9 protein-coding genes and 1 pseudogene are annotated in these 17,788 nt (G+C 58.5%); 2 read left to right on the top strand and 8 right to left on the bottom strand.

Going from position 1 to position 17,788, the window contains the following annotated elements; all coding sequences use genetic code 11:
- Positions 1 to 62 precede the first annotated feature (62 nt).
- The 4 genes from ABL840_RS01650 to ABL840_RS01635 are packed head-to-tail and all read right to left on the bottom strand — an operon-like array spanning position 63 to position 7,050.
- Positions 63 to 1,328, bottom strand: a complete 1,266-nt coding sequence (locus ABL840_RS01650) for a DUF3322 and DUF2220 domain-containing protein (protein WP_093308021.1) — start codon at positions 1,326 to 1,328, stop codon at positions 63 to 65.
- Positions 1,309 to 4,743 carry an ATP-binding protein gene (locus ABL840_RS01645; RefSeq protein WP_093308020.1) on the bottom strand — a complete coding sequence of 1,145 codons (3,435 nt, stop codon included), beginning with the start codon at positions 4,741 to 4,743 and terminating at the stop codon, positions 1,309 to 1,311. Before ABL840_RS01645 ends, ABL840_RS01650 begins: the two co-directional genes overlap by 20 nt.
- Positions 4,740 to 5,540, bottom strand: a complete 801-nt coding sequence (locus ABL840_RS01640; RefSeq protein ID WP_418116171.1) for a DUF4194 domain-containing protein — start codon at positions 5,538 to 5,540, stop codon at positions 4,740 to 4,742. Before ABL840_RS01640 ends, ABL840_RS01645 begins: the two co-directional genes overlap by 4 nt.
- Positions 5,541 to 5,562: 22 nt before the next feature.
- Positions 5,563 to 7,050: a DUF3375 domain-containing protein gene (locus tag ABL840_RS01635; RefSeq protein WP_093308018.1), complete on the bottom strand. Its 1,488-nt coding sequence runs from the start codon at positions 7,048 to 7,050 to the stop codon at positions 5,563 to 5,565.
- 957 nt (positions 7,051 to 8,007) lie between these two features.
- Between ABL840_RS01635 and ABL840_RS01630 the strand changes: the two genes are divergently transcribed.
- The gene (locus ABL840_RS01630) at positions 8,008 to 9,315 is read left to right on the top strand and encodes a GGDEF domain-containing protein (protein ID WP_093308017.1); all 1,308 of its coding nucleotides are present in this window, start codon (positions 8,008 to 8,010) and stop codon (positions 9,313 to 9,315) included.
- 313 nt (positions 9,316 to 9,628) lie between these two features.
- On the opposite strand, the gene ABL840_RS01625 is transcribed toward ABL840_RS01630, so the two are convergent.
- The 4 genes and pseudogenes from ABL840_RS01625 to ABL840_RS01610 all read right to left on the bottom strand — a co-directional run.
- A complete protein-coding gene (locus ABL840_RS01625) occupies positions 9,629 to 10,891 on the bottom strand; it encodes an MBL fold metallo-hydrolase (protein ID WP_093308015.1) in 1,263 nt (420 codons plus the stop codon).
- Positions 10,888 to 12,777: a hypothetical protein gene (locus tag ABL840_RS01620; RefSeq protein WP_093308014.1), complete on the bottom strand. Its 1,890-nt coding sequence runs from the start codon at positions 12,775 to 12,777 to the stop codon at positions 10,888 to 10,890. The genes ABL840_RS01625 and ABL840_RS01620 overlap by 4 nt, the downstream gene beginning before the upstream one ends.
- A gap of 395 nt (positions 12,778 to 13,172) precedes the next feature.
- Positions 13,173 to 13,340 (bottom strand): FAD-linked oxidase C-terminal domain-containing protein, encoded by a 168-nt coding sequence (locus ABL840_RS01615; protein WP_418116345.1) that lies wholly within the window; start codon positions 13,338 to 13,340, stop codon positions 13,173 to 13,175.
- A gap of 477 nt (positions 13,341 to 13,817) precedes the next feature.
- Positions 13,818 to 13,992: pseudogene (locus ABL840_RS01610) on the bottom strand (sigma 54-interacting transcriptional regulator); the annotation flags it as partial.
- 130 nt (positions 13,993 to 14,122) lie between these two features.
- Here ABL840_RS01610 and ABL840_RS01605 point away from each other — a divergent pair.
- The gene (locus ABL840_RS01605; RefSeq protein WP_143043065.1) at positions 14,123 to 17,752 is read left to right on the top strand and encodes a hypothetical protein; all 3,630 of its coding nucleotides are present in this window, start codon (positions 14,123 to 14,125) and stop codon (positions 17,750 to 17,752) included.
- The last annotated feature ends 36 nt before the right edge of the window (positions 17,753 to 17,788 follow it).

The following is a 17,788-nucleotide window of genomic DNA, read 5'->3' as shown; positions in this document are numbered from 1 at the left end:
GAATGGATGACTGGAAGCTAATACGGCGTGGGCAATGCGGCCACAGGAACGAGTTCCTGAAGCTATCCGCGGTACTCGACTAGGTCCACAGACAATGTCATATGTGCCGAGGGACGGGATGACGTGTCCTGCCCAATAAGCCCGCGCAGCTCATTTTCGACGTGGGACCAATCTAGGCGTTCCTGCTCCAGACGAACCCCGCGCTTCTCTCTCCATCCCTTCCATTCGTTGGTCAGAAGCGCCTCATACAACGCCAGCTCCTCGGGCGACAGCAATGCTCTGTCTGCCTGGTGATTCGCATCGGCTTCAGGCACCCATCTGGACTGGTAGCGGTGCAAGGTATCACTATCCATCAGCACAGATCGGATACCTGGAAAGGCGGCCCTCGCCAAGGTGAGAATCTTGAGTCCGTCCGTATCGATGTCGCCCCAGTAGAAAGTAGCGGTACGGTGAATCCAGGAAATCTCTGCAGACACTGACACGGCGCCACCAAGGCCAACAACTGCGACTGTTGCCTCCAGGTCCGGCAAGCTGAGCGCCGAGATCGCGTTCTCGAGAAACAGCGTCTTACGCGGCGCCCAAGGGATCACCGACAACTCGGTCACTGGCGCGGAGAGATCTCGCACATTGCCGACAATGCGCCGCAGTTCGGGGTCCAACACCATGACTCGAACGCGATTGGCAGGTGCACGCAAACCACACAGGCGCAGGAAGTCTTTTTCCGCTTCGTCACCGACACTTGCATCACCTCGAAGCAGGCCAACAAGCACGGCAATCGCGCGTCGCTGTCCACCTTCGATCCACTTCGTGTCGACACCAGTCACAGGCAATTGCCGCAGGTACAAGCCACTGCGTGGATTGGCCATGATCCACGTCGTTGCGGCAATGAGACGCTCTACATCGGCATTGTCGGCCTTGCTCAACCAATCGTAGAGACGACCAAGCCCGGATGCGGGCGTCAACTGCGGCCAGCGTGTCATGAGCGCAGCTCTGCGCCTCTGGACGCCATCCCATGCGTCAACGGCACCGGCGAAATCCGCAACCGCACGCGGGGAGTCGAACTCGATCCGGACAGGCATGGTCTGGCTGCCGATGCCCCGCATCAGAAAGGTTGCACGCTCCAGCCGTACGCCCGGCGGCAGGCGTGTCGCCTGCCAGGCAGAGGTCCATTTTGTAACCGCGTCGAGTCCCCCCCGGATGTCGGCCCCTTTGGGTGGTTCCAGACCTCGAATCAGTGGCCATGTGCCGCCGCCATCGATCCAGGTGCGCCGTTGGTTGGACAAACGCTGACTCGCCCACGAGCGGACATCAGGTGGCAAGAGCATCATCTATCCTCGCTTTGTGCACAGCCATCGGGCTGTAGTCGACTCGGCCAGAAGTCTCATCGTAGCGAAGCGGCACCGCATTTGACCGGTCGCCGCGCTTGGCATAGACCCACACGGCACCGCCCACATAGGGCTCGATGGTCTGCACCATCTTTCCGGGAGTCGCGACAATGATCTGAAACCCGAGTTTGCGAAAAACGTTCAGCGCCGCCTCGGTGAAGTCCGGGTCTGAGCGATCGAATGCCTCGTCGACCACGACCGTTGCAAACTGGGGGACGGTCCCACCAGGATTCGCAAGCTGATAACGCAAGGCCGCGGCCATGCAGGTCGCAGCCAGCTTTTGCTTCTGCCCGCCAGACTTGCCATCGCTTCCGCTATAGACCTGCTCCACCTGGTCGGTCCCGTCGATGATTTCATGGGCGTCGAACTGCACATGCTGGCGAACATCAAGGACACGCGTTCGCCATCGGATGTCCTCGGACTTGTCACTGCCCAGGCGCTCGGCAATTTTGCGCAGGCGCGCGAAACGTGTTTTTGCGCCTTCGGGACCGTCTACGTTGATGACTTCGTTCATCGCAACAGCCAGTTCCCGGCGAAATGTCTTCGAATCCTCGGACTCGCAGTCGACCCGATGCAGGAACAGGTGCGTCCCTTCGTTGTATGCCGTGTGCTTGAGACTGTTGTTGACTGCCAGAAGGCGCTTGGCCATGTCGGCGCGTTCGCTGGTCAAACTCTGCGTAAGCAGGGTGAGTTGATGGCTGTTGTGCTCCTGCAGTTCCTCGAGGAAGCGCTCCCAGGTGCGGGAGACGCCTTCCATGAGCAGGTTGGTGAGGTGTTGATCGAAGAAGTCGAAGCTGTCGAGGACAGGATCGTGCCCTTTTGTCGCAGCAGTCCATTCGGTTCTCGCGCAAAACACCGCGAGTGCCTTGATGATCCCGGCTTTCTGCTCCGTCTGAGCAGACTCATTCTTGCTGATGGCCCCGTTTGCTTGTTCCCTGAGCCAGGCCAGTTCGCGATCGTAGTTTTCCGGCGTGCTTTCATGGCTCCGGCGGCCTCGCATCTCATCGACGGCTTGCCGTTGAGTGGGAGTGAGTTCGACGACAGGCAAAGTTCCGAGCCTCTCGCGCTCCAACGTCCATCTTTCGAGTTGCTTCTCCGCGTTACTGACAATGCTGTGCTGTTCTGCCCAACTCTCTCGAGCGCTCTTTTGCTCGTCGAGAGCCTTCGTCACCGCAGCCTGCAATTGCTCAAGTTGCGGGCTGCCTTGTTTCAGAGACTCGATCTTCAACTCAACATCGAGGATGGCCTGGCGCGCACGGGCCTCGTCCATGGCGTGCCAGAACAGTCCACTGATTGCCACGAATGCCTGAAGACGATGCCCCGACTCTTTGGCCGCGATCTCATGTTCATCGATGGCAACTTGCGCAGCCCCCAATTTTTGGTTGATGTCCAGCAGTTGCTGATGCAACGCCTCCGCCCGAGCGGTGGTGTCGGTGCCAAGCACCCATCGCGTCTTGTCAGTGAGCGCCCAGCGGTCATCCTTCAGGTAATTTTCACCTGCCCGCTTGATCTGTCCATTCAAGGTCAGCGCCCGCGGGTAAGCGTCCATCTCGTCCGGCGATTCGACGCAGGCGTAGTCAAACTGGCGATGGACCTCGTTCGCCAGCCAGCGATTGAATTCGTGATCGGCAACATCAATCTTGCCAGCTGCATTGGCCGGCAGGCGAGCGCGAATCGACTCAATCACGGGACGCACGGGTCGATAGGTCAGTCGGCTCTTCAAGCGCTTTCGATCAACAAGGCGCCGCACTTCGTCGAACAAGTCCGAGGGGACGAGCATCGTGATGCCAAAGCCACCGACGAGTCTTTCCAGAGCGCCTTGCCATTGCTTGTCCTGCGCCTTCACTGACAACAACTCGGCGGCGAACGGGAAAGTCTCGTCGTCGACATCGAGTGCTTGCGCCAGCATGCTCCGGATATCCTGCTGCTCTACCGGCACATTGGAGCGAGGAGCCCTTGCCAGCGCTGCCAGTTGGCCTTGGACTGAGACCTGCAATGGTTGCCATATGGCCTTGACTCCCACAGCCTCCTGGAAGCGGCTGGTATCGAGTCTGAGACCGATGCCCACAGCTTCTACCGCTTCAGACTGGAGCTGGGCGAATTCTTCTTCCGTTACTGGAATCGGGCGTTTCAAGATGCCGCAGGCCTGTTTGAGGCTCTGGCGCTGCAGTGTTGCGTCCTTGCTCAGCGTTTTTGCCTGCTCCAGGTTCTCGCTCAAGCGCCGCAGGTCATCGCCGCCGCCTAAGGCTTCCTGTCGAATCGACTCTGAATGATGCCCCTCCGCCGCCTGTAATGCAGTTGCCCTTGACTTCAGCAGCGAACGCTTTGCCTCCAGGGTCGGGCGGGCTTGCGCTATCGCCTGATCATGAACCTCGATGCCCAGTGGCACCGCGAAGAGTTGAACGCCGGCTGCAATTTCCCTACACTGACTCTCTTCCAGCCGTAGCGATTCCAGCCGCCGGTGGGCCTCGCGTGCTGGCATGAGGACATCACGTTGCTCCGTGGCAGTCACCCAGTCCGTATGGGCTTCGCTGAGCTTCTGGAATTGATTGACGACATCCTTGGCGACCCCGAAGGTACCTGGCTCGTCGAGCATGAATTCGCGAAGGAACGCGGTAATGCTGTCCACGCTCTTCGTTGACTGTGTCTTGTGCAGCAGCAGAAGAGCCATGTCGTCCCGGATGTTCAGCGACCTTGTGAATGCCGCCATATAGCGCGAAAAGGCCTCATAGGGCTCCACGCCGGCGGACTTCAATGTGCGATGCAGCCGTGTGGTGTCGAAATCGGAATCGGCGAAGAAATTGAGTTCGTGAATGTCAAACTCGCGCTCCGCGACCAAGTAGCGGCGATGCAGGTCATTGCTGGCACCTCGGACCCAGTACAGATGCACAAGTGTCACCACCTTGCCCACCTTGTTGCGGTAGACCTCTGCGATCGCAGACCAGGTGGTGTTGGCTCGTAGGACTTTTGCAACCCCGCGTCCATCCTCGCCTTGGGCGGTCCCCCAGACTCCACGGACGTAGTTCAACACCGATCGATCATCGGCCGTCTTGCCCGAGTCGCGCGACGCTTGATTGAGGCGCAGACGCTGCGGCGGTGTCAGCAATACCGAATGGGCATCGAAGATGGTGGATTTTCCGGACCCGGAGTGGCCAACAAAGAGCTGCCCCTTCTCCGGCACGTCCAAGGTCAGCAGGCCGTGGTACGTCCCCCAGTCCTTTAGCTGGACGCGGCTGAGTCGAAATTGCCTGCTTCGCTCCTGCTCCACGAGAGTTTGCGCTGTCGTCGCATCTAAGGACTCCGGGGACTCCTGGACCGGCGTCTCTAACTGCTGCAGGACTTTGTCGATCGTGCTCATCTGCGCGCCTCCCACTCCAGTCGAAGTCGCTCATAAGTCTTGGTGAGCGCTTCCAGCTGTTCGGCCGGCAGCAGCAACGCCAGCGTTGGCGAAACCTCGAACCGGTCCGAGCTTCCTGGAATGGGCCGAAGAATGCTGACTTTCTTGAGTGCTTCGACGACCGCGGCGCACTGCTTGGAGAAGCGGGCCTTGTCGCTTTTGCTGGGGTCCTCGTATGCCCCCAGGTCAGCGATGAGCTCGGCACCTCCGATCACAGCGCGCTGGCCCGCCGCTGAAGCGCTCGCCAAGGCGGCCCGCAGGATCAACAGCCCGGCAGACTGGAGGAAGGTCAAAGGTTGACGCCGCAGCAGGATCGGAATGTCGGTTTCTCCGTGCTGAGGAACCTGGCGAACGAAGGCGACCTGGCTCTCATCATCGAGAGTGAGTTCGAGGAACATGTCGCACAGGCGTGACCGAAGTACCGCCTCGTCCCGCTTGAGCACCAGCCACAACTTGGGTTGGCGTTCGCCGTCCACGCTCGGCCCTGCCAAGAGCGCGACGAGCGCACGCCTCGTCTCTCCTCGCAACTCCCCCCGGTCACCGGGAAACAGGATGCGATCCGACGTCAGGGGTGTGTCATCTGTCGTCGCCTGAGCTCCCGGAAGCTCCGAATCCAGAACCAGATCGCCACCGACCATGAATTCGTCCGAGGCGCTATCACCATCGGTCGACTCGAGCGCTTCCCCGGACGCGTCTGGCAGCGACTCCGCCACCACCTCTTGTTTGCGCAGGAAAGCTGGTATGTCTCGCAGCTCCATTCATCCTTCTCCTTCCAGGCCATCATTTGATGGCATCGATACATTCTTTTGTCACCGTGTACCGTGGTGCCCATGCGGCGCGCAGCTCACCATCCATACCAGTCCACTGCAGCAGTTCTGAATCTTCTTCGGCCTTGCCATGTCTGATGGTCAGTTGAAGGTAGCCGAGCACGGTGCCTAGCCCCTGGGTCGCTGGATACGCCTTCAGGAAGTCCCCTGTACTTGCGTGTCCCACTGCACTCAAATACTCCCTGACATTTTTCTTGATCGCACGCATATCGACTTCCGCCCGCAAGACCATCAATCGAAGTTCCTCAGGTGAGGCCAGTTCCGGTACGTGATCTTCGATTCGTGTGGCGACCGCAGATGCGGCTGGATCGTGCAGCGACCATTGAGACAGCGACCGCACCGCTGCACTTGTACGGTCGAAATTAAAGCCGATCTCTTCATTGGCACGCACGTGCCCGATCAATGCGGTTGCGGCTCTGTGGGCCTGGCTGACCAGTTGCATGATGCGGCGCTGCTGCGCATATTCGCGACTGCGAACGTAGGCATGCAGACCGGAGACGAATCGTCCGCGCACCTCGTGAACATCTGTCGCCTGTGCGAGCAGCCGTGCCTTGAGGGTCTCCAAGGCCAATCGCTCGTCGAATGACAGTCGTGCTGCAAACGAGCGGTTGGCCAGAGCGTGCGCCGTTTCCTCGAAGATGGTGACTTCCGAGGCGTCCATCAGAAGATTCCAGAACGCCTGGAATGCGCGCCCCGCATCGGTTTCCCGGATGATGTCGATTCCATCCAGAAGCTGTTCCACGAGTTCCCGACGCGAGCCTTCGTGCTGAAGAAGTCGCTTGCGAAGATCCAGGTGAATCACTTCGAACTGATCGCGCACCCGATCGAAGTCTCCCTGCAGTTGATCCCCCTGGCCGATGATCTCCCGAGCCCACTCGACCGCCCGGTCCTCGTCGATGGAGACCATTCGGCCTGCCTCGGTCTCCTGAATCCGATACTCGATGGCCGCCTTCTCCGCATAGAGCGAGGCCAATCGCGCCTGCGGATTGTCGTCGGTGAACTGATCAAGCTGTCGCATGAGCGAGCGGACCGACGCCAAGCGACTCTCCAGGCGAAGACCACCGGTGGTGTCTGTCACGCTCGGGCGCCAGCTTTCGACAATTCGTAGCGCGCTTCCGGCGGCGACGGTCAGGCTGTAGTGCTCCTCTTGAGCACCTTGAGGAAAGTCACGCCGCAGCCAGCCATTTGTTACCCAATCAGCCGCATACCCCTGCGCTGGCTGGGATGGATCAACTCCGGCGGCACGCAGAGACTCTAAGAGCAGGTCGAGCTTCGCGTGCAGCGCTGCAGCGTTCACTTGCCGACTGCCAGTACCTGGGAAGAGCGCCAAAAGGCAGGTACAAATCAAAGGGGCAGTATCGGCGCCGAGCAGTTTCCACGCGGCAGCCTCCCTCAATCGTTTGAGATCCTGAAACTGCGCAACAGTTGATGCTTCGCTCATTGCAGTGAATTCGTCGACTTCGTTGCAGACGCACCATCGCAGTGTGGCAAGCGCCGAATTCCCCTTGACTCTAAACGGCTTAGTAGCAGTCGAACAGGCGGTTCACAGTATCTACGAATGCAAAGGTCGCCCGAGCCCTTCGACGGCTAAATGGAGAAGCCGGCGCGGGTGACTCACGATTCAAGTGGCACGGTAGCTCACTTCTACTTCGTCGCGTACATGCCTGGCATTTCCGCACGAATTCAGCATCCCATGAATAAAGGATTGCGATGGCTCGCTTTGTACGAAGAAAATACAGGCCAATCGCTAGGGAGGCATGACTTTCGACACTCGTGTTGTGTGGCGGTGATCAAGTAAGCCATCTGTAAACGGAGTCCCGGGGTGATGATCGCCATTGAGGATGGAGACCTTAAAAGTGAGCTCGCGTCGCCGTCAGTCGATGCGGCCGTGCGGCGAGTTGGGCTCTATGTTTGGGGTCGGATGCAACGTTGGCCATCCGCACAGAGCATGGCTGAAGACAGATTGGGGCTGTTTCCTTGATCCATCTGCATTGACTCTGGTCGAAACGGCCGGCCGCATCACCGGCGTTGTCGCAAGACCCTAGTCTCCAAGCTTTCTTCAATCACCACGGAGTTGATAGACGCCATGTCCCCGTTCGAGACGAAACTGCTACAGGCTTGAGGCACTCGAGCATGGCGCCAAGCAGTTTTCAAAGCCAAAAAATGAAATCGCCTCTTGGGCCGTCACAACATCCAAGGCGATGAGGTTCTCAGGTTCTCGAAAGAGGGCGGAGATGGAAATAGCTCGCTCAAGTCCCCAAAATTCTGACCATCTAGACTTTCCCGCTGGTCCCGGGACAACAAGGAGACTAGGTGTGAACGCTATTGCCAAGCCACATCGCCGGGTGATCATCAGCACACCCGAAAAGAACTAAGAGAAAGAGCAAGAGGAGAAGCGATGCCATTCACAAAAAACCAGAGTCTCGATGAATGGGTGTTAATGCTGGAAGCGATCTATGGCGGCTCCCAGAACTACGCCAAGACGCCCTATGAAATTCACGCCCACCTTACCGAAGTCTGTGGTGTCTTCGCCAAGCATCTCTTCAAGCGCCGCGACTTAGCGCGAGCGGCGCAGTTCTTGCCGAAGATCTTCGCTTGGATGACAGCACTAGTCTGCAAGGTAAGGTCCACCCCCGGCAGCCTCGAGAAACTCGTGCTGAAAAAGTTTCCAACGGTCTGCCCATACTGCTTGAAGAAGCCATGCGCATGCTGGACAGGAGAGAAACCAACGTTGATTGAGGAACAACTCGGCGAGATGTATTTTCATCACGCCAAGGGAATTCGGAGGGTCAACGACTTCCAGCTCATGTTCCGAGAGATTTATGAGGACTCCTGGCACAAGGGATTAGACCCCGCCACGCATTGGGAGGAGATCTGCCGAGGCCTGTTCATCCGAATGATTGAGGAAGTCGCAGAAGTAGGCGAGGCAATTCGTTTTCATCATCTGTATCCCGATAACTTCGACAACGAAATGTCGGATCTCATCGCCTGGTGGTTCGCGCTCGTGTCTTCGCTGCCGGCTGTTGGCGAAGCAAAGCTTGTACTGGCCGAAGACCTCCTGTGGTCCGCCTACCCCGGCCATTGTCCCGATTGCCAACTCGTCCCATGCCTCTGCAGGCCCGGTCCGGTGCGTCAGCTGATGTCGAGACCGATCCCTGGCGACGGGCATCGGTTCGACAGCTTGACATCGCTGCTCAATCAAGGGGCTTACAAGCAGGATATTGAACGAATCGGCAATGGAGAGCTGGTCTTGAAATATCCTAGCGCTTGCGTCCGTATTGATGTCGACCACTTCAAGCAGGTCAATGACAACTACGGCCACGCCGCCGGCGATGAAGCGCTCAGACACATCGCCTCAGTCATTCGCAAGACCGTCCGCGAGCAAGACCGCGTCTACCGAATCAGTGGGGATGAATTTGGTGTCATGTGCGCGAACTACACGGAAGAGGAAGCTGCCGGAGCCATGCGACGAATTTGTGCGGAGTTGGCTAGTGCTCCAGTGAGATGGACAGACCAAACCAGCAAGACGCAAGAGTTCACAGTTTCGATCAGCGTCGGTGTTTCGGAGGTGGCCCTGCCCGGGAAAATCAGTGCAGCATTTGAAGCTGCAGATCAAGCTTCATATGCAAGCAAGGACGCCGGCAGAGGCACCGTTCGTCGAGCATCCCTATTGCCCATCGATGCTCCACCGGAACAGCCTAGCTAAGTTAATCCGAAGGAGGATAAAAACCGCCAATGCCTTTAAAGCCCCCGCCCGACGTCTGAAGAGCCGTTCCTGTCCGATTCTGTTGAAAACTCGGGTAGTGCTCTCCTTGGCCCGTTTGCAGGCGTGGTCAAACCATTCCGCGGGCGCGATCGTCGATCCTAGGACGATCTGAGAGTTCGATCTTTGTCGCTGGGCAGTGGTGAATGCTGCGACCGAGTTTTTCAACACAATCGGGCCAGGAGCAGACACTGCCGGCAGCACGTCCTTCGCCATGTTCTCAGCCAACTGGCGCGGTCGAGCGCAATGCTTAGGTTCAACACGGAATCTCCAGGTCGATCCACTTCGCTTCGGCATCCGCTGTAAATGCGTCGGGCACCTCGTTCGGCTCGTCGCTGCGGACATAGTCGATGCCATGCTCGTGCAGGGCACCAAGCAGATCCCCGAGTGGAATGTTCTTCCGGTAGTTACCAGTGCCCTCTTGGGTCGAGATCATGGCCGGGATGTTCTTGGGCAAGACGCGTTCCACAAGGGTCTTTGAAGTGGCGTTGTGGCTTCCGTGGTGACCGACCTTGAAGAAGGTGGCACCCTTCAAGTGCCTCACGGACTTCTCATTGGCGAGGATCAGCTTCCAGGTGCCCCATTCGGCGTCACCGGGCAGCAAGAGCCTGGCCTTCCCTACCTGCAACACCAAGACGAGGCTTGTCGAATTCACCATCCCATCGACCTTTTCAGCGGCAAACACGGCATCGACTTCCCGCGACAGACCTTCCAGGTAACCCACGTCTTCCCCGGCCAGTCCTCCGCCAATTTCGTCAGGAGGAACGTGCCACCCTTGGCCAAACGGCGATGAAGCGGGCTCATTCATCGCCTCACCCGCCACCAGGCTCATGGCCCGATACGTTTCGTCGTCCGCGGCTGGGTCGAGTTCCTCGATGAAGTCCGGGTCCCGCATGGGGCCGAGGACGTGGATCTTGACTTTCGGTAGCACGTCGGGCGTGAAGCTCTCCGGGCAATCGCTCTCAGGCAGGAAACGGGGAAGCTCTCGATCACGGCTGGCGAATCCACCATGCAAACAGTCCAACGCCCCGGCGTTGGACCATCCGGCCGCACCGTCGAGTGCCATCCCAGGTACGTAGTCGACACCCGCATTCCAGAGGATGAATTCGACGTCTTTCAGTTGGTCAGCGGTGAGGCCGAGCGCCCCCCGCGCTCGCATCAGGCTGAGTGCGAATTTGTTCTGGCCCTTCCAGAGCCTTCGCGCAACGGGGTCGTGACGGTCTTCTACCCACGGCATCCATACTTCGCCCACTTCAACCTGATCCCACTCGCCCGCGTTGAATGCATAGATATGGTCAGCATGACGGTGGGTGGCGATGATGACATCGATGCGCGGCCGACCGTGAATTTCCGTCACGTCGGCAATGATCTGCTCCACGAGTTCCTTCGCAGTGAATTCGCCCTTGCCCGCGGCATGGAATCCGGCATCCACCAAGATAGTCTTCGGTCCCGGCAGCGTCAGGAGAAAGCAGTCTCCGAAGCCGACGTTGTACATGCGTATGCGCACGGTTTCGTTCATTGCCATCTCCTCCTGTCCATGGCGCGTGCCGAATAGGCCTTAACGATTCGGTCCGGGGCGCGTGCATTCACGGGCCAACCATCCCCATCATCCTCGTCGAATCGCGTCACCCATTGCTGCAGGAGTTCCTCGCGTACCGGATTGAAGGGCTTGCGTACGACATAGCGGATCTGACCATCGATGTTGGCAATCATCGTCACACCTGCCCGAACCTTGAGCCCGCCAAGGTCTGCCGCAGGCTCCTTCTTGGTCTGTACCAAGTGGGCCACCATCTCCACCAGAAGCTCGCCGCTGGCGGCGATGCGATGCACCGAATGAAAGCCACGAACAGCCACGGGAAGCTCCAGGTCAAGACCGAGCCGCCGACGCGTCGCGGCGCCATCCGCCCACCCGCCCAAACGCCTCGCGATGTCCCGCAGGACAGGGTCTGCTTCATCGGACTCGACGGCCGGCACGGAGACGTTAGTGCCGGGCATCAGTGCCTGCTCTGCGCTGAAAGTGCTCGCCTGCGACTGCAAGTACTCCTTGAAGGTCGGTTTGGGTAATCGACGCCTTTTCTCGCTCTTGGCGCGTAGCGGAGTGGTGTTACGGCCCAGTTCGCGTGCACCGAACGTCGCTAGGTCAGCAACTATTTCGGCTAGGGTGGCGTCCGGTGCGTCTGCGGCGGGCTCGGATTCCAGCAAGAGGGATGTCACGGCCAGGGAACCTACGGCCTGCGGGCGGATTCCGCGCAACCGGAAGGCCTCGATCATGTCCGCACGCAGCCCCGAGTCGTCCGCACGATTCAGTTCGAAATCGGCCGTGACCATGGCCCGCAGGAAGTCGCTGAACGTGGGATCTATTGGTGGCAGATAGTCGGTGGCCCGGATGCACATGACGAGCACGGACTGTGCCGTGCGCACGCACTCGGCGGTAAGCCGGTTGACAAGATCCGGTTGCAGTTCGCCATCGGGCAGTCGCCCACTTCCGCCAGATGCGATGCGCAGCAAGTCCCGGATTCGCCTCTCGTAAGTTGCCGCAAACCCTTCGAAGACAGCCGACACCAGGATCCAACCCAGATCGTGCGCCTCGGTCGTCTTGGCAAAGAGTTCAGGATTGGGCTTTCCGGCGATCCTGCGCAGCGGCCCCCCCTTCCCACTGGCCGAGCCGAACTGGGCCCCGATGTCGAGCAGCCTGTTCTTTGGGTCCAGAACATTCCCTCGCGTTTCGCGAAGCGCCGGCGCCACCACTTCGGGGAAAGTCATCCTCTGAAAGAGGGCGACGATATCGGCGAACGCCTCATGCAGCGCGGGAACCTGCGCGCTGGTCGGCTCGTTGTAGTGGCTTTGCAGCCGGCTCAGGGCTGCATGCGCAACTTCGTGGGCGACGATGTCGTGCGAGAGGCAGGTGAAGATTAATTGCCCGGGGAGATTGGCGCCGGGATCCTCGTCGTCGGCGGTGAAGTAGCCAAACAGTACCGCGTTCAGTTCCTCGTCGAAGTAGGCATTGCGCGTCTGGAACGCGTGCGGCATCAGCCGCAGCCGATCGCCACCCCTGAAGCGCAGGCGCCTTCCAAGGGCGCGGTCGAAATTCTCGAGCACCTTCGAAGCAACCGCGTACACCATCTGCTGATGAAACTGAGGGTCATTCTCAAGAGGCTCGAGCCCGTGCGTCATCGCGATTTTGTCGTCCCCGAGGTCGACGGCGCGGTAGTAAAGCTTGGTGGCGGCGTCGTAGTCGACCACTTCGAGTCGATCGTCGCTAAAGGACCGTTCGGTCCGCACGATCGGCTTGTACGGAACTTCGATCGTCACCCGATGATCGCCGGCACGCGCGAGCATCGGGTCGAAGGCGAAGATTCGCAGCGGCCGCCGCTCAGGCGTCGTGTCGAAAGGCGATTTGCGCATCTATTCCGCTCCCCTGATCGTGTCATCATTTCCGTGGCCGGACCGCGGCTACTCGTCAAGGTGAGACGCTAGCTGCACCTGTCAAGAATTGCAAGGCTCACAGACGCGAAGCAATGGCCGCCCCCCAACAACGAATCCGCGACACAGCGAACAGCAGGCCATGGGCCGCGGGAGCCACCGGCTTTAGGTGTACACGAGACTTGGTCACGGCCCTTCGAACGTTCCGGGTGCTCTCGATCTTTGGAGACGAAGTGTCCTGGAAGTGACCGATGCCGATCCCGCACGGCTACGTGAACTGGAGTGGCAGGATCAAAAACCAGGCGTTCGATCCTGGGTTGGTGATCAACGTCTGAGTTGCAGCGTGCCACCGGCGACCGCAGGAGTAAACCGGGAAATCAATCCAGCCGCACGTTGCCGAAATGTCCTGCAGGGTCAAAGTGCCCATGCAGAATGCACGCCCAATCACGAACCGCTTGCTCGGAGTAGCGCCAATACCAGCGCTGGTTGTGGGGGCCGACCCCATGCTCGGCACTGTAGCTGCCCCGGAATTCGCGAACGATCAGGTCGTAGATCGCATCACGGAGGGCAAGGACCTAGTCGGAGGAAGTTTCATCGGGGATGAACATGTTTAGATGGACGCCGCCATCCCTCAGACGGCCGAAGTCGCAAATCTGCGCGCCAGGCGCCAGGTCCCGGACCATGGCGATACACCGGCAGCGAAACGATGCAAATGACGAACGAGGAACCGCCAGATCGAACGCAACCATGCGCCCCAGGTGCTGAACGGCTTCGCTGATGGAGTGCCGGAGCCGTCAGAACTCATCGGGCTTGTCCAACACGGCGTCGTTCAAACGGCCCCGCTCCACCTGCTGCCCCAGCCATTCGACGAGCAAGTTCTCCAGATCGACCCCGGCGCTACGGTTCCTTGTGCTGGACAGTTCGATCAGGACTGCATAGTCGGGACACCAACCACTCCATACCCTCGCGGCTATAGCCGCCGCCCAGTGTTTGGGACGCGTACCGCACACGCGCTCGACCTAGCCTTCCTGCAGCGTGCACAGCACGCTTGCCCTGGGCCACCTAGCTCAGTGTGCCGATCTCGTCCAGGAACAGCGTGCCGCCATGGGCGCGCTCGAAGCGCCCCGGCCGCGCTGCGCCAGCATCGGTGTAGGCGTCACGCTCCACGCCGAACAATTCCGATTCGATTAACGTCTCATTGCGTCCATCATTACCCGCAAGACTAGGGACCGTTAGACTGCTCGTAATCAGGCCGTGTCATTTGCTATCACACCGCTAACCTGACAATCCGCCGCACAGTTTTGCGTCACGATCAGCCTTCAACGCCATGGCTAACAACACTGACACCGCACGACGTCTTGCTGAGATGAACGATGTCGCCGCTTTTGAACGCATTGCAGCATCGGTGCTGCGCGCTGCAAATTCTTCAGTCTATGCGAACCTGTCGCATCCGGGAGTACAACCGGGAGGCAAGACCGTGAAGGCCCCATTTGACAACGTCGGCTGGGTGCAGTCGACCGAGGGCGCACGATTTGTATGCGCGGCACACACCACCGATCAGAAAGACTTGAAGGGCAAGTGGCTCCATGATCCGGCCAAAGTCAAACCCAGAAAGCCGGGAGGTAAACCGACCAAGCCGGCAGGAGACCTAATCAAGGGGATTGCAGAGATTCAGAGGCTTCGTGACATTCACCCGAACCTGGCTGTGACCTTTGCCCTGACAACCAATCAGGAGACATCTTTGGACCTGCGCGTGTCAGTCGAGACGCTTGCACACGCTGCGGGAATCGAGCTCGACATATGGCCTGTCTCAAGGCTTGCCTATTTCTTGGACACGGATCCAGCGGGGCAAATCATCCGCCGCAACCATTTAGGCATATCGGTGAAGCTCATGTCACGAGAGCTTCTTCTCGAACTCGGGCAACGGAGCTTTCGGGATCATCTTCCGCTTGCCGTAGCCGGAGAAAACATTCGTCGTGATGGCTTCGTCCTTGAACGTGGCGACACATTGGTAGTAGGGGCGTCAGGAATGGGCAAGACGACCGCCTGCGCGAGTGCGCTAGGCGCATATCTTGAGAGTGAGTTGCCGGCGATCGTTCTTAAGACGGAGTTGCTCGTCAATGCGCTGACTATCGATACGGCGCTCGAGGGGGAGTTGCGACGTCAAGAGCCCGAGCTTGAAGCTGGAGCCGGCGGAAAAGCACTCGCACTTTGCACTCTGTCTGAGCCCTTGTTAATACTGATAGAGGATGTAAATCGGACGGCCAGTCCGGAACTGCTGTTGAACAAGCTCCTGTCCTGGACACGTGCACCTGAGCGACTGTGGCGTGCTGTATGCCCCATCTGGCCACGATACCTCGACGTGATCGAGGATCAAGAACGCGTACTTGCCGCCTTGACAGTGGTTCATATTGATGGATACACCCCTGCCGAGGCGGTTCGGGCCGTACGTAAGCGCGCCGATGTGCTTCAACTTCAGATAGATGAGCACCGCGCAGCATCTATTGCAAATCGACTGGGGCGAGACCCCTTGTTGATTGGTTTACATGATTTGGTTTCGGATGGGACAGTCGCGGGCGTCATCCAAACCTATATCAATGAGCGCCTCAGGATCGTTGCGATTCAGGCGCAACGCACTAATTCCGAAGTCATACAGGCGCTTTACCAACTGGTGCGCTTCATGTTGCAGCACCGCACATCCAACCCCTCATGGGTTCAAGTCAAAACGTGGATTGCTGATCCGGATGCGATCGCGCTGTTGAGGCGTATCGCGAGCGAAGGTAGTGTGATTCGGATGTCCGGTGCGAGCACTACAGAGGCACTTGAGTTCAGGCACGACCGGGTGATGTACAGCCTTTTCAGCGGCGCCCTTGTCGACGTACTTGGGGCAGATAGTGTGCCCGACTATGTTACCGATCCATTCTTTGCCGAAGCGGTCGCGGGCGCGATTGTTAAAGCTGAGCTTCCTTTGAAACAATTGCTGAACCTGATGGACGAAACGCCTTCGGCAGGAGCACATGCATTGAAGGTGGCCTCAGAATTAGACAGTCGCTACATTGAAATTGCTGCACAGGCGCTCAGTCAATGGCTGCGCCAAGGCGAGGTAAAGAGCGATTTCATGTCCAACCGACGATATGCGGTTGCACATGTCCTCTCGGAGACGACCAGTCCACACGTTCGACAACTCGTCGCACAATTTCCGTCCGAGGACCATTCATCGCATCCGCTTCTTGCTGCTTCCTTCAGAAATGGGGGTGTTCTTGCAGGGTTGGTACTCCTCTCGATGTATGAGATCGGTGTGACTGTCGCCGGGAAGGAAGACCTTCTCGCACTGGTCAAGAGAATGTATGGCAGCAATCTGGTTGCTGCCGTGGCCGAAATCCTGAGTCGCACCGACCTGAGTGAACCCGGGAAGGCGGGTTTGAGGGAAGGGGCGTTGCGACTGGCCGGATATCTGGGCGCGGATACCCTTGCACAAGCGGTTCATGCTTGTTGGAGCCAAAACGAGCAAAGAAATGATGAACTACGCTCTTACCTGTTTGCGGCCGCACGTTGTTGCGGTGGAGATCCAGAAAGGACGCTGGGTCCTGTATGCGACGCATGGGAACGCTTGCCGGAAGAGCCTGCTTCCACGATCGGACAGCCTGCCGAGCGCCTGGCGGCAGAGAACGTGGCATGGGAGTTCGGGACCTATATACCGCGCGATGCGCTGCGCTATTTTGTCGAGCGTGCAAATGCATCCGAAAAACTCAGATGGCCGATCACGTACATGCTGCGCACCGTAGATCATCCGCACGCAGTGGAGCAGCTCGCCCGTTACGCAGCAAAGTGCGGGTTCATAAATGCGCAATCCCTAAAGGACGACTGGGAGCGAAAATCGCGAGAAATCGGCAAGCGAATGTCTCCGGAGTCGAGAAAGCGACTCATGATGATTGCTCGTGATGAGGCTGAATGTGACGATGTCCGAAAGCAGGCATTCGCGTTTTGGGAGCTAACTCTGGACGACAAAGATCTCGAGTTCGTGCGCCAGATCGCTGCAGAAAGTCCTTTGTACGAGCGTTCGCTGTGGGCCCGAGCTCGCCGACATGACCGGACGGTCATACCAGAAGTGCTTCGAAAGATGCCAGAGGCACCTGAACATTGGCTCCAAATTTCGCGCTATCTCTGGTCAAACGCCTTGACGGATGCACTCAACCCACTTCTCGATCAGGTAGGCAATGAGCAGGGAGAGAGCTACACCAACTTGGAGTACGCAGCTGCCAGAGCGCTCACGCGTGTCGAACCCAAGCTTGCGATCTCGATGCTAAGCAGTCGATGGGCGAAGATGAAAAGAAGGCCATTAATGGTACAGATTGCACTGCTCTCAACGGTTCCAGAGGCGGGGATCTTGGTGCGCGCGGCTTTTGACACTTCCAAGAAGCCCGGTGCTCTCCTCATGCACTTCGTCACAACTGCCACCATCGAATTCGATGGGCAGATCGCGTTGTCCACTCCTGCGCAGCTACAAAATCTGAGGCCGTATATAGACTTACTTACTGAAAATGAGGTCGAACATCTATGGAGGTTCTGTACAAAGAGAGGTTGGCTGGAATATCGTACTCAGTGCCTCGATCCTCGAATGCAGCGTGCGTCAGATCGGCACATATACCTTCCTGACGACCCGATAGATACGGCGGATTTGGATCGCGCCCTGGGCGGTACGGTGCTTTTTTTCGACCACTGGATGAGATGGCAGGTAGAACGGGGCGCTGCACGAGAGAAGGTTTTCGCAGCGATGCTAGATTGGCTTGGTCGACACAATGAAGATAGAGCGCTTGCCATTGTTGCCGAAGTGGTGAGTCACGTAGGAACCCGGCGAGAGTTTCACTTGTTTGAGACGGCCGCCAGACAGCGCGCTGGTGCCGCTTCAATTTTGAGTGCCGTACGCTTTGATGTGTTCAGTCGAAGTCTTGTCTAGCTTCTAAACGGTCGCAGCTAAAGGGTGACTTCAGCG

The sequence above is a fragment of the Variovorax sp. NFACC27 genome (assembly GCF_048301545.1).
Classification (GTDB): Bacteria; Pseudomonadota; Gammaproteobacteria; order Burkholderiales; family Burkholderiaceae_C; genus Variovorax; species Variovorax gossypii.
The sequence above is the reverse complement of the archived record's forward strand: the minus strand, read 5'-3'. Positions and strand labels throughout refer to the sequence as shown.